The 12,766-nt window shown below is 69.8% G+C and carries 10 protein-coding genes; 2 read left to right on the plus strand and 8 right to left on the minus strand.

Translation table 11 applies throughout. The annotated features are described in order from the left end of the window. Positions 1-246 precede the first annotated feature (246 nt). From cimA to AWX74_RS11105, 5 genes are all read right to left on the minus strand, one after another. A complete protein-coding gene (gene cimA / locus AWX74_RS11085) occupies positions 247-1,920 on the minus strand; it encodes a citramalate synthase (protein WP_397312580.1) in 1,674 nt (557 codons plus the stop codon). Positions 1,921-2,338: 418 nt separating this feature from the next. Continuing rightward, positions 2,339-3,016, minus strand: coding sequence for a Crp/Fnr family transcriptional regulator (locus AWX74_RS11090; RefSeq protein ID WP_006541017.1), 678 nt, complete (start codon positions 3,014-3,016; stop codon positions 2,339-2,341). A gap of 108 nt (positions 3,017-3,124) precedes the next feature. Next, positions 3,125-3,511: a CBS domain-containing protein gene (locus AWX74_RS11095; RefSeq protein WP_054565031.1), complete on the minus strand. Its 387-nt coding sequence runs from the start codon at positions 3,509-3,511 to the stop codon at positions 3,125-3,127. 238 nt (positions 3,512-3,749) lie between these two features. Beyond that, positions 3,750-4,673 (minus strand): branched-chain-amino-acid transaminase, encoded by a 924-nt coding sequence (gene ilvE / locus AWX74_RS11100; RefSeq protein ID WP_091274551.1) that lies wholly within the window; start codon positions 4,671-4,673, stop codon positions 3,750-3,752. A 242-nt stretch (positions 4,674-4,915) separates the two neighbouring features. Beyond that, a complete protein-coding gene (locus tag AWX74_RS11105) occupies positions 4,916-5,944 on the minus strand; it encodes a 3-isopropylmalate dehydrogenase (protein ID WP_091274554.1) in 1,029 nt (342 codons plus the stop codon). 513 nt (positions 5,945-6,457) lie between these two features. On the opposite strand from AWX74_RS11105, the gene AWX74_RS11110 reads away from it, so the two are divergent. Both AWX74_RS11110 and AWX74_RS11115 read left to right on the plus strand, forming a co-directional pair. Further along, positions 6,458-7,756 (plus strand): EAL domain-containing protein, encoded by a 1,299-nt coding sequence (locus tag AWX74_RS11110; protein WP_242666179.1) that lies wholly within the window; start codon positions 6,458-6,460, stop codon positions 7,754-7,756. After that, complete coding sequence (locus AWX74_RS11115; RefSeq protein WP_054565035.1) at positions 7,753-8,061, plus strand: DUF1059 domain-containing protein; 309 nt, start codon at positions 7,753-7,755, stop codon at positions 8,059-8,061. The genes AWX74_RS11110 and AWX74_RS11115 overlap by 4 nt, the downstream gene beginning before the upstream one ends. Positions 8,062-8,134: 73 nt before the next feature. Here the strand turns inward: AWX74_RS11115 and leuA are convergent, their stop codons facing one another. From leuA to serA, 3 genes are all read right to left on the minus strand, one after another. Further along, positions 8,135-9,838 (minus strand): 2-isopropylmalate synthase, encoded by a 1,704-nt coding sequence (leuA, locus tag AWX74_RS11120; protein ID WP_165615558.1) that lies wholly within the window; start codon positions 9,836-9,838, stop codon positions 8,135-8,137. 313 nt (positions 9,839-10,151) lie between these two features. Beyond that, positions 10,152-11,021: an SCO2583/SCO2584 N-terminal domain-containing protein gene (locus AWX74_RS11125; protein WP_091274563.1), complete on the minus strand. Its 870-nt coding sequence runs from the start codon at positions 11,019-11,021 to the stop codon at positions 10,152-10,154. Positions 11,022-11,130: 109 nt separating this feature from the next. Continuing rightward, positions 11,131-12,720 carry a phosphoglycerate dehydrogenase gene (gene serA / locus AWX74_RS11130; protein ID WP_091274566.1) on the minus strand — a complete coding sequence of 530 codons (1,590 nt, stop codon included), beginning with the start codon at positions 12,718-12,720 and terminating at the stop codon, positions 11,131-11,133. Between the last annotated feature and the right edge of the window lie 46 nt (positions 12,721-12,766).

The following is a 12,766-nucleotide window of genomic DNA, read 5'->3' on the forward strand; positions in this document are numbered from 1 at the left end:
CCGCCGTCCCCTCTCCCCGGCTTGGTGACCGAGCTCGCGTCTCACCATCGCCTCGGACATCCAGGACACCGATATGCGGTGGATTTGCCGGATCGCCGGAAGCGTCGCGGTCAGCGTAACGGGCACCAAAGGATGGCCGCGCCGCGTTGGCACGAGCGGAGAAATCTTTGGCAGGACGGGCGGACGCCGCATAGGCGGCGTTGACGATGTTGATCTGGCGATGGGGGACACCGCCAGGCGACCGGACTAGACCGCGTCGGGGTCGGGACGCTCGCCCTGGCGACGCAGCCCGTAGATGACGGCATCCTGCAACGCCACCCAGGAGGCCGCGATGATGTTCTCGTGGACGCCGATGGTGTCCCAACGGCCACGGCCGTCACTGGTCTCGACCAGCACCCGGGTGACCGCTCCGGAGCCCTGGCTCCCGTCGAGGATCCGGACCTTGAAGTCGACGAGGTCGAGGTCCACGAGGCCCGGGTAGGCCTTCTCCAGCGCGGCGCGCAGCGCGGTGTCGAGCGCGTTCACCGGGCCGTTGCCCTCGGCGGTCGAAACGTGCCGCTCACCGTGGGAGGTGAGCTTGACCGTCGCTTCGCTGACGACCTCGCCACCAGCCCGCTGCTCGACGATGACCCGCCAGGATTCCAGGGTGAAGTAGCGTTCCCGCCCGGACACCTCGTCGATCAGCAGAAGCTCGAAGGAGGCCTCCGCGGCCTCGTACGAGTAGCCCGCGGCCTCACGGTCCTTGACGATCTCCAGCACCCGGCCGAGGGCCTCACGCTCGCCGGACAGGTCCAGGCCCATCTCCCGGCCCTTGAGCTCCAGCGTCGCCCGGCCCGCCAGCTCCGAGACGAGCATCCGCATGTCGTTGCCGACCATGGCCGGGTCGATGTGCTGGTACATGTCCGGGTCGACCTTGACCGCGCTCGCGTGCAGGCCGGCCTTGTGCGCGAAGGCGCTCGCCCCGACATACGGCCGGCTGTTGTCCGGTACCGAGTTGGTGACCTCGTCGATGGCGTGGGACACCCGGACGAGATCGCGCAGCCGCCCGGCGGGCAGCACCTGGCGCCCCAGCTTGGTCTCCAGGCCGGCGATCACGCTGAACAGGTTGGCGTTGCCGCAGCGCTCGCCGTAGCCGTTCGCGGTGCCCTGCACATGGGTCGCCCCGGCCTCGATCGCGACCAGGCTGTTCGCGACGGCGCAGGCCGCGTCGTCGTGGCAGTGGATGCCGAGCCGCGCACCGGTGAGCGCCAGCGTCTCGGCGACGACCTCGCCGATCCGGGTCGGCAGCATCCCGCCGTTGGTGTCGCACAGCACGATGACCTCGGCACCGGCCTCGGCCGCCGTGCGCACCATCTCCAGGGCGTAGTCGGCGTGGGCCCGGTGACCGTCGAAGAAGTGCTCCGCGTCGACGAACACCCGCTTGCCCTCGGCGGTCAGATGCCGGACGGTGTCGCGGATCATCGCCAGGTTCTCGGCGGGGGTCGTGCGCAGCGCGCGCTCGACGTGCCGACGGTCAGCCTTCGCCACCAGGCACACGACCGCGGTACCCGCGTCACGCAGCGCCGCGACCTGCGGATCGTCGGCCACGGCCTTGCTCGCCCGCCGGGTGGAGCCGAAGGCGGTCAGCAGCGCACCGCGCAGGTTCAGCTCGGTACGGGCACGGCGGAAGAACTCGGCGTCCTTGGGATTCGATCCGGGCCAGCCGCCCTCGATGAACCCGACGCCCAGCTCGTCGAGATGACGAGCGACGACGAGCTTGTCGGCGACCGACAGCGAGAGCCCTTCCTGCTGGGTTCCGTCCCGCAGGGTGGTGTCGTAGATGTGCAGCGACTCACGGTCGAACACGGGCTCCACCGGGGCGCCCTCGGCGCGGGCGTCGACGGAAGCGGTTCGGGTGGTGGTTGGGACGTCGTGGTGCACAGCTGGCCCTCTCGCCGGAACCTTGTCTGGCCGTCACGCGCCCCGGTCTCCATGGTCAGTGACCGGTACGCGCGACGGGGACGGGTTCGCCGCCAGCGTCCCACCTTATGTCGTAACACGCTGGACACGTAGCAAGTGTGGCGAGCGCCATCGTGCTGGCCCACCTGATCTACCTGGGGTTCTCTCGCCCGGGGCCGGGCCGGCGGCCCAGAAGGCCGGCGCCGGCAGGCCCCTGCCGCACTCGATGCGACCCGTTCCTGCCCTCCACGCTACGCACCGTTCGCGGCGCGGCGGCCGGCGGGCCGGCTTCGCCGCCGCCTGGCGTGGCCCGCCGCCACGGCGCCACCGAGCCACCGGCCACGGGGCCACCGAGCTACGGAGGGGAAGCGGCGAGGGGGCCCGGAGAAAGCGAGCCGGCTCAGTCGCCGGCGAAGCGCCGAAGCCGGTCGACCTGCAGGATGGTGATCGTCTGCCCCTCGGACAGGATCCAGGCGCGCCGCTCGAACTCACGCAGCGCCTGGTTGACCGACTGCCGTGAACCACCCAGCAGCGAGGCGATCTCGGTCTGGGTGAGCCCGAGCTCGATGACCGGGCGGCCGGCCTCACGCATCCGCATCAGCAGCAGCTTGGCGACACGGCGCGGCAGGTCGAGGAACACCAGGTCGGCGTTCGCGCCGGTCAGTCGGCGCACATGCGCGACCAGAGCCCGGATGAGCTGCTCGGCGACGGCCGGGCGTTCCCGGACGAGCTCCCACACGGCACTGCGGTCCAGCACCAGCGCGGTGCTCGGTTCCAGCGCCTCGACGCTCGCGGAGCGTGTCCCGGCCTCGACGATGTTGAGCTCGCCCAGGGTCTCCTTCGGGCCCGCGATGTTCAGAACGTGATCACGGCCGTCGTCCGCCTTGGTGAGCACCTTCAGCCGGCCCGAGGCGACCACGAGCAGTGTGTCCGCGGGCTCGCCTTCCGTGAAGACCACCTGCCCCCGGCGGAACCGCCGGGTCACCGACCTGCTGGCCAGCCGGAGCAGGTCCTCCTCGTCGAGTTCCTTTAGCAGCGTGGTCGCCCGCAGCAGGGTGACCGCCTCAGTGTCGTGCATTCCGTGAACGTAGCGTTGTCGGGGGATGTGATGCGCCACGGATGCCCGACTCGGTGAATTCATCGGCACAACGTCACTCGACGACCACAGTTGGCGATCCAGATCATGTCAGGCAGCGACCCGCTGGCGACTCCAGCACCGGACGACGTCTCGCATCGAGAGCACACCCTCGACCTCGGCTCCCGAGGTCACGATCAGGTGCCGGAAGCCACCCCGCAGCATGGCCGCGGCGGCCTCGTCCAGAGACCAGTCAGGGCCGGCGACCACGACGTCCCTCGTCACGTGATCGCCGACAAGCTCGACGTCAGGATCCTGCCCGAGGGCGACCGAGCGAAGAACATCGCGCTCGGTCAGGATTCCGAACCCCTGGCTCTCGCTGTCGAGGACCACCGCCGCACCGACGTGCCGGGCTGCCATCAGCCGGGCCGCCTGCCGCAGCGTGTGGTTCGGCCCGATCACGAGGACCAGAACACTCATTCCGTCCGAAACTCGCATGGTGCCCTCCTGAACCGGCTCGCTCCTGACGCTTGTGCGTTCGTGAAACGACTAAGGGAGACGGTAGGCGGCCAAGGTCGAGTTGGCCAGAGCACACGCCAGAACAGCTGTCGATGATGTCAGAAAAGGGACAGTACACAGCGGTCATCGCGCCATAAAACGCCCTGAAACGACAACGGCCCCCGCCCGGGGAGTTACCCGGGCGGGGGCCGTGGGCATTACGCGGCCGCGGTGAACCTCAGCGGACGGACTCGTTCCAGTCCTTGTAGCGGTCGAGCTCGCCGCGGGTCGCCTGGTGGAAGATGTCGAGGATCTCCTTGGTGACCGGGCCGGGCCGGCCGGCACCGACCGGCCGGTCGTCCACCGACGCGATCGGAACGATCTCGGCCGCGGTGCCGGTGAAGAAGGCCTCGTCGGCGAGGTACAGGTCGGTCCGCACGATGTGCTGCTCCAGCACCTCGTAGCCCTGGTCCGCCGCGATCTGCATCACCGATGCCCGGGTGATGCCGCCGAGCGGACCATCGCTGAGCGGCGGGGTGATGACCTTCCGCCCGGAGACGATGAAGACGTTCTCGCCCGAGCCGTCGGCGATGTGGCCGTTCGGGCTCGTCATGATCGCCTCGTCGTAGCCGGCCTTGATGGCGGCCACCTTGGCCAGCGACGAGTTGATGTACTGCCCGGTGGCCTTCGCCGCCGGCGGGATGATGTTCGCGTCGTTGCGGCGCCAGGTCGAGATGGTGGCGCGCGCGCCGTTGCGCTCGGCGTCCTCTCCCAGGTAGGAGCCCCAGGGCCAGACCGCGATCATCACCTCGATCGAGGACGGCAGCGGGTTGAGGCCGATCTCGCCGTAGCCGAGGTAGATCAGCGGGCGGATGTAGCAGGCCTGGACGTCGTTCTCGACGATGAGGTCCTTCGTCGCCTGGATGATCTCCTCCGGCGAGAAGGCCGGCTCCATCATGTAGATCTTGGCGCTGCGGTAGAGACGCGCAATGTGGTCGGTCAGCCGGAAGACCGCACTGCCGCTCGAGGTGGCGTAGGCGCGGATGCCCTCGAACACACCCCAGCCGTAGTGGAGGCTCGGGTTGAGCACGTGGACCTGGGCGTCGTCCCAGTCGACGAGCTCGCCGTTCATCCAGATCTTTGAAGTGGGGGTAATGGGCATGGCAACTCCAGTACGAAAGACTTCAGGGCGCACGAGGGCGCAGGCGAACACTGTGACGAACAGTCAGAGATGACGAAACTGCCGATCGTCGCCGTGGTCAGGCCCTGTCGGCTGCCGTCGTACCGGATCTACGGCTCCCTTCCGAGAATAGCCCCCGGATGACCGAACGGAAAACGACCGCCGACGCGGGCACCGCCTGCAACGATGCCGCCGCCACCGCCATGGCGCGGTGCCGGGGCCGATCAGCCGGCGGCGCGCGCCGCCAGATCATCCCCGATCTCACGGGTGGACCGGCGCCCGCCGTCAGAGGCGGCACGCGCCGCGAGCGACGCGGCGACCGCCGCCTCCACCCGTGCCGCCTCACCGGTGTGCCCGAGGTGGTCCAGCAGCATGGCGACCGAGGCCACGGTCGCGGTCGGGTCGGCCAGGCCCTGGCCCGCGATGTCCGGCGCACTGCCGTGCACCGGCTCGAACATGCTCGGGTTCGCACCTGAAGGGTCCAGGTTCCCACTCGCGGCCAGCCCGATGCCGCCCGTGATCGCGGCCCCGATGTCGGTCAGGATGTCGCCGAACATGTTGTCGGTGACCACGACGTCGAACCGCCCGGGGTTGGTCACGAAGAACATCGACGCCGCGTCGACATGCTGGTAGTCGACGGTGACGCCGGGGAACTCCGCGCCGACGTCGGCCACGGTGCGGGCCCAGAGATCACCGGCTTTGGTGAGGACGTTGGTCTTGTGCACCAGGGTCAGATGCGCGCGCGGCCGCCGGCTCGCCCGCGCGAAGGCGTCCCGGACGACCCGCTCGACGCCGAACCTCGTGTTCAGGCTCTCCTCGGTCGCCACCTCGTGCGGCGTGCCGCGACGCAGCGTGCCACCGGCACCGGCGTACGGCCCCTCCGTCCCCTCCCGGACCACGATCATGTCGATGGTCGGGTCGCCGGCGAGCGGAGTGGTCACGCCCGGGTAGAGCCGCACCGGACGAAGGTTGACGTGGTGATCGAGCTCGAACCGCAGGCGCAGCAGCAGCCCACGCTCGAGAACACCACTCGGCACGCCCGGGTCCCCGACGGCTCCCAGCAGGATCGCGTCATGGCCACGCAGCTCGGCTAGCACGCTGTCGGGCAGGGTCTCGCCGGTCCGGTGCCACCGCTGGGCACCCAGCTCGTAGTCGGTCGTCTCGACCTTGGGGTAGACCGCGCGCAGTACACGCAGCCCCTCCGCCACCACTTCCGGACCAATCCCGTCGCCACCTATGACCGCAAGCCTCATGAGGCCTGACTGTAGTCGTCCCCTATGGACCCGCTCGGCTGGACCGACCCCGCCGCCACCCTCCGTGAGAGGGCCTGCATGCCAGCGCTTCGGCGGGCCGCTCCACCGGCCGATCGTGCTCGCCGGCCCACAGCCCGTGGTGGCAGTCGGGCCAGCCCGGCATTCCGTTCAACGAGTGCGCTGCATTCGCGTGCCGATCAGTCGATCCAAACGAAGCACCGGCCGACCCTGCACATATCAACCGGAACACAATCACGTTGACTTCGAAAAATGCACAACGGACAAAGTTCGGACCACACCCACGCACAGCACCACAACTCCACGGAGACAGCATGCCGATGCCGCCGTAAAAGTGGTACGAAATAAACAACTTTGCTGATGCGACGTGCGGGGATACGAGGGGGTGCACGACGCATGGTTCCTCAGCGCCTGACCAGCGGGCGTTCAGCGGACACCGGCCGGCCGACGGGCCGCGGATCCGCGGGTCGAGGAGGCCACGGCGGGGTGGGCTAGATCTCTACGGCAGCAAAGCTCCAGCCAGCCGTGGGACCACCGACCCATCCCGACATCGACCGGATCCTGGCCGACCCGGACGCACCGAGCCTTGTCTTCCAGCCAATTGTGGACCTCCGACTGGGCCTGACAGCCGGCTACGAAGCACTGGCCCGCTTCGGCGACGACCCACGCAACGCCCCGGACCTCGTCTTCGCCGAGGCTGATCGTCTCGGTGTCGCCGCCGAGGTGGAGGCGCGGGTGCTGCGCAAGGCGATCGCCGCACGGGATCATCTTCCGGATCGTTGTTTTCTCGCCGTCAACGTCTTCCCGCATCTCCTTTCCAGTCCGGAGGTCGAGTCCGTCTGGCGGACAGCCGATCTTTCCCGACTGGTTCTCGAGCTGAACGAGGCAGTGGCCATCGACTGCTCCTCGGCCCTGGCCGCGACATCACAGGAGCTCCGTGACAGAGGTGCCTTCATTGCGATGGACGATGTCGGCTCGGGTTACGCGGGGCTGCGCCAGCTCACCTACATCCGCCCGGATTTCGTAAAACTGGACAGATCGCTCGTAACCCACATAGACGACGACCAGGTGAAGATCGCGCTGACCGAGCTGGTCGGCGGGTTCGCCAGCCGCCTCAACGGCTGGGTGATCGCCGAAGGCATTGAACGGGTGGAGGAGCTCACCATGCTCGTCGCCCTGGGCGTCCCGCTGGCACAGGGTTTCCTCCTCGGACGTCCGTCAGCCCACTGGCAGTTCCTCGACCCCTCGGTGGCCAGACGGATCCAGACCATGGCCGCGCGTACCGACCGTTCCGCGCACATCGTCAGCCTGATGGAACCGGCCCGGGTGTCCACCGGCGATCACGGGCAGTGCGCCCGCGACGCGGCGTGCCCACCCTGCATGCTCGACCTGGCGGACGTGCCGGAGTCCCCGGCCTCGGCTGCGGAAACCGGCGCCGTGCGGCAGCCCTCCGGCGACAGCGACCGCGACGGCGACGGCGACCGCAACGGCGACCGCGACGGGGCCGGGGAGACGACCATCATCGTCAGCAACCGGTGCCGGCCCGTGGCGCTGCAGCTCGCCGGAGGTGCCGGAGCCGCCGGAGGTGCTGGAGCTCAGGCGCCCCGCAGAATTCCCACCTCGCTGTTCGCCCGGCCGGACGAGCCCGTGACCGAGGTGGCGCGCCGAGCCATGACCCGCCCGAAGGGGCGTCGGTTCGACCCGGTGATAATCGTGACCGAAATGGGACGACCCCTCGGCCTGGTACGGATGGAGCGCCTGATGTTGCGTCTCGCGGAGCTGTCGGCGGTATGAGGCGGAACCGGTTCTGGACCGCGCAGGCCCTGATCGCCCCGCGCCCCGTGGGTGATCCCGGCGCCCGGGTCCGAGAGATCACACTGGGGCGCCCCCCGGTGATGAAGGAGTTCTACTGCGGGGCGATCATCCACGACTGTGAGACCCGCCTGGTCGCGCCCAGCGAGGACGAGATCATCGCCTCCGTCGACACGCACGCCCGGGTCGACCACGGGATGACCGACGTGCCGCTGCAGCTCACCGAGCTGGTCCGGCGCGGCATCCGCGACGTCGAGCCCACCGCGCTCAACGCGCACAACGACTGACGGCACGCACTGCCGGCACGCCTGGAGCGGGCGTGGGCCCGGTGGCAGACCGTGCCACCGGGCCCACGCCACCTCACTGCGCCGGTACCGGCGCCGGCGGCGCCACCCGGGCCCGGGCCGCTGCCCGGTTGACCGCGCTGACGACCGCGCGCATCGACGCCGTGACGATGTTCGGGTCGATCCCGACTCCCCAGTACACCGCGTCCCCGACCGCGACCTCCAGGTAGGCCGCGGCACGCGCGTCCGCCCCGGAGCCCAGGGCGTGCTCGGTGTAGTCGAGAACCCGGATCTGCACCCCACGGTCGGACAGTGCCGCGACGAACGCGTCGATCGGGCCGTTACCGGTACCGGTGATCACGTTCTCGACCCCGTGCAGGCGCACCGAGACGGTCACCTCGTCCCGCTCGCCGCTCGCCGCGGTCGTCCGCGACCCCAGCAGCTCCAGCGGCGCCTCCGGGTCGCCGCCCTGCGGGCGGTACTCCCGGGTGAAGATCTCCCACAGCTGCTCGGCGGTGACCTCGCCGCCGGCGTCGTCGGTGTGCTTCTGCACCACGCCGGAGAACTCGATCTGCAGCCGCCGTGGCAGGTCCAGCGCGTACTCCGACTTCATCAGGTAGGCCACGCCGCCCTTGCCCGACTGGCTGTTCACCCTGATGACGGCCTCGTAGCTGCGACCGACGTCCTTGGGGTCGATCGGCAGGTAGGGCACCTCCCACAGGGTCTGGCCGGTGCGCTCCATCGCCTCGAAGCCCTTCTTGATGGCGTCCTGGTGGGAGCCGGAGAAGGCCGTGTAGACGAGGTCGCCGCCGTAGGGGTGACGGGGGTGCACCGGCAACTGGTTGCAGTACTCCACCGTGCGGCGCACACCGTCGATGTCGGAGAAGTCGATCTCCGGGTCGACGCCCTGCGAGAACAGGTTCAGCCCGAGGGTCACCAGGCACACGTTGCCGGTGCGCTCGCCGTTGCCGAACAGGCAGCCCTCCACCCGGTCCGCACCGGCCATGACGCCGAGCTCGGCTGCCGCGACCGCACAGCCCCGGTCGTTGTGCGGGTGCAGTGACAGCACCACCGCGTCGCGCCTGGTCAGGTTCCGGCTGACCCACTCGATCTGGTCGGCGTAGATGTTCGGCGTCGACATCTCGACGGTGGCGGGCAGGTTGAGGACCACGGGGTTCTCCGCCGTGGGCTCCCAGACATCCATCACCGCCTCGCAGACCTCGACCGCGTAGTCGAGCTCCGTCCCGGTGAACGACTCGGGGCTGTACTGCCAGCGGACGTCCGTCCCGTCCAGCAGCTTCTCCGCGTACTGGACGCACCAGCGCGCGCCCTGCACGGCGATGTCGGTGATGCCGGCGCGGTCGAGACCGAACACGACCCGGCGCTGCAGCGTCGACGTGGAGTTGTACAGGTGGATCAGAGCACGGTCGGATCCGGCCACCGCCGCGGCGGTGCGCTCGATCAGCTCCTCACGCGCCTGGGTGAGGACCTGGATCGTCACATCGTCGGGGATCCGATCGCCCTCGATCAGCTGACGGACGAAGTCGAAGTCGGTCTGGCTCGCCGCGGGAAAGCCGACCTCGATCTCCTTGTAGCCCATCGCCACCAGCAGCTCGAACAGCTGCATCTTGCGGGACGGGGTCATCGGGTCGATCAGAGCCTGGTTGCCGTCGCGCAGGTCCACGCTGCACCAGCGGGGTGCCCGGGTGATCGTGGCGCCCGGCCAGGTACGGTCCGGCAGCGTGACCGCCTGGAACGGGCGGTACTTCTCGATGGGCATGCCAGACGGTTGCTGAGGTGTGATCACTGTTCCTGCTTCCTCGGGTATGCGGGCCGGTTCCTCAGCGCCTGCCTGAAGCTCAGCGCCTGACTGAGATCAGTGGCAGGGGACCGGTGCTGACGCACGAGAACTCCGCGACGGGGAAGCCAGCCAATATTCCGGATCAGAAAGCCCGGATCAGGCCCCGCCGCGGCACCTAAGAAGAAGCAGCGCACGCATCGCCTCGTCAGCCTACCCGACGGCCGTCGGCTCCGGGCGCCTGTCGACCCTGGACGCCTGTCGACCCTGGACGTCTGTCCGCCGTGGACGGGTGTCAGCCCTGGACGGGTGCAGGGATCACCAGGCGCCCGGACCGGGGAGTCAGGTCCTGCGAGCGGATCGTGCAGGCGAGCCCGTGCACGCCGCCTTCCCAGCTGGCCCGGTCCGGCCACACCGTCGCGACGACCCCGCTCGAAGCCACACCGAAGGCACCCGCGGACGCCAGCAGGGAACCTCCGCAGAGGTCCGTCGCGGATGCGCTGAGCACGTCCGCGCCGGGCCAGGAGGCGTCGCCGCCGGCCCGGTCCACGACCTTCGTGATCTCGTCGATGTGAGGTTGGGAACAGTCCACCGGCACCGGGGCCAGCCTGGTCGCCGGCGCGGCCGGCCAGGCCAGGCAGTCCCCCGCCCGCAGCCCGGCGAACAGGGCCGGTGTGAGGTCGAAGCCCTGCGAAGCTGCGGCGGCCAGGCCCGCCGCCGCCCCGTTCCCGGCCAACGATGACGGGCCTGTCGCGAACCTGGTCGCGGTGGTGGCGACCTGACCACCGGCCTCATGGGAGGCAAGGGTGCTGCTGGTGGTGCTGATCCCCAAGGCCGGCTGCGGCAAGGTCGCGACCGGAACGCTTCGCGCCGTCTGGCGCAGCGCTATGAAGGTGAGGCTGATCATCCCGAGCGCGAGGGTGAGCACGGCGAGTACCCAGGTCAGGCGCCTGGCCCGCGGCGCCGGACGCGGCGGGGCGACAAAGAGCCGGAAGACCAGCCCGTGCAGGCCGCGGGGCGCCGGCACGACCGTGCACCGCGCCCCGCTGGCGGGCGGAAACCGGCCCGCACGCTCCATCGCCGAGGGTTCCAGGAAGCGTGCGGACCGCACAAAGCGCTCGTCAAGCCGCACGCCCTCGAACGGATCCGGGTGCCGTGGCGCCATGTGTGTCACGGTAACGCCGGCAAGCGCCTCGGGCGTCACTTCTGCCTAACGATCACCCGGATCAGGTCGAGTCACACCAAGGCGCGACGAAAAGACCCATTCGGCGCGATCAGTCGGTCGAGATGCTGACCGCCCGCGCATAGGACGCGCCGATGATCTTCGCGATCTCGGTCAGGATGTCAGGCGCCACCGCGTCGTCCAGAGACAGGGACATGAGCGCCTCGCCGCCGGCGCTCAGCCGGCTGACCTGCGCGTTGGCGATGTTGATGTGGGCCTCGCCGAGCAGTGCGCCGACGGCACCGACAATGCCCGGGCGATCCTCGTAACGGAAGAAGGCCAGGTGGTTCTCGGGCCGGAGGTCCACCTCGAACCCGTCGATCGCGGTGATCTTCTCGACCTGCCGCGACCCGACCAGGGTGCCGCTGACCGAGACCGCGGTGCCGTCGGGCAGCGCTCCGCGCACCGTCACGAGGTTGCGGTAGTCCGGGCTCTCCTCGGAGGTCTCCAGCCCGACCTCGACCCCGCGCTCCTTGGCGATCAGCGGCGCGTTCACATAGGTGACCTGCTCCTCGACGATGTCGGTGAAGACACCCTTGAGGACGGCCAGCTGCAGCACCGAGACGTCATGCACGGCGATCTCGCCCCGCACCTCGACCGTGATCGCCGCGGCGACACCCCCGGCCAGGCCGGAGAAGAGCTGGCCCAGCTTCTCGGCGAGCGGCAGGCCGGGCCGCACGTCCTCGGCGACGACCCCGCCGGCCTGCACGTTGACCGCGTCGGGAACGAACTCGCCGCTCAACGCCAGGCGCACCGACCTCGCCACCGCGAGGCCCGCCTTGTCCTGCGCCTCCTGGGTCGAGGCGCCGAGGTGCGGGGTGACGACCACGTTCTCCAGACCGAACAGGGGCGAGGATGTGGTCGGCTCCTTGACGTACACGTCGAGCCCGGCGCCACCGACCCGGCCGGAGCTGACGGCGTCGGCCAGCGCCGTCTCGTCGACCAGGCCGCCGCGCGCGGCGTTCACGATGATCACGCCGGGCTTGACCCGCGCGAGCTGCTCGGCGCCGATCAGCCCCAGCGTCTCGGGCGTCTTGGGGAGGTGAATGGTGATCACATCGCTGACGGCGAGTAGCTCGTCGAGGTCGACCAGGCGAACGCCCAGCTGGGAGGCCCGGGCCACCGACACGTAGGGGTCGTAGGCGACGATGTCCATCCCGAACGCGGCGAGGCGCTGCGCGACCAGGACGCCGATGCGGCCGAGCCCCACGACACCCGCGGTCTTCTCGGTCAGCTCCACGCCAACGTACTTCGACCGCTTCCACTCGCCGCCGATGAGCGCGCCATGCGCGGCCGGCACCCTCCGCGCCACGGACAACAGCAGGGCGATCGCGTGCTCGGCGGCGCTGACGATGTTCGACTGGGGCGCGTTCACCACCATGACGCCCCGGTTGGTGGCGGCCGGCACGTCGACGTTGTCGAGCCCGATCCCGGCCCGGGCGACGACCTTCAGCCGCGGCGCGGCGGCGAGTGCCTCCGCGTCGATCTTCGTTGCCGAACGGATGAGGACCGCGTCCACGTCCGCCAGCGCCGGCAACAGCGCGGATCGGTCGGCCCCGTCCACGTGGCGGATCTCGAAGTCCCCAGAGAGGACCTCCAGCCCGGCCGGTGAGAGCTCCTCGGCGACGAGTACGACGGGCACGGTCTGCTCCTAGTAGCGCAGCTCGTCGCCGGCCACCAGTGAGAAG

This window comes from Parafrankia irregularis (assembly GCF_001536285.1).
Taxonomy (GTDB): domain Bacteria; phylum Actinomycetota; class Actinomycetes; order Frankiales; family Frankiaceae; genus Parafrankia; species Parafrankia irregularis.

What these genes read in the sequence shown, in the direction of transcription:
- AWX74_RS11115 (WP_054565035.1), top strand. Translation starts at nt 7,753, where the DNA reads ATGAGGCGGAACCGGTTCTGGACCGCGCAGGCCCTGATCGCCCCGCGC.
- AWX74_RS11095 (WP_054565031.1), bottom strand. Translation starts at nt 3,511, where the DNA reads ATGCGAGTTTCGGACGGAATGAGTGTTCTGGTCCTCGTGATCGGGCCG.
- leuA (WP_165615558.1), bottom strand. Translation starts at nt 9,838, where the DNA reads ATGCCCATCGAGAAGTACCGCCCGTTCCAGGCGGTCACGCTGCCGGAC.
- AWX74_RS11125 (WP_091274563.1), bottom strand. Translation starts at nt 11,021, where the DNA reads ATGGCGCCACGGCACCCGGATCCGTTCGAGGGCGTGCGGCTTGACGAG.
- AWX74_RS11105 (WP_091274554.1), bottom strand. Translation starts at nt 5,944, where the DNA reads ATGAGGCTTGCGGTCATAGGTGGCGACGGGATTGGTCCGGAAGTGGTG.
- AWX74_RS11090 (WP_006541017.1), bottom strand. Translation starts at nt 3,016, where the DNA reads ATGCACGACACTGAGGCGGTCACCCTGCTGCGGGCGACCACGCTGCTA.
- ilvE (WP_091274551.1), bottom strand. Translation starts at nt 4,673, where the DNA reads ATGCCCATTACCCCCACTTCAAAGATCTGGATGAACGGCGAGCTCGTC.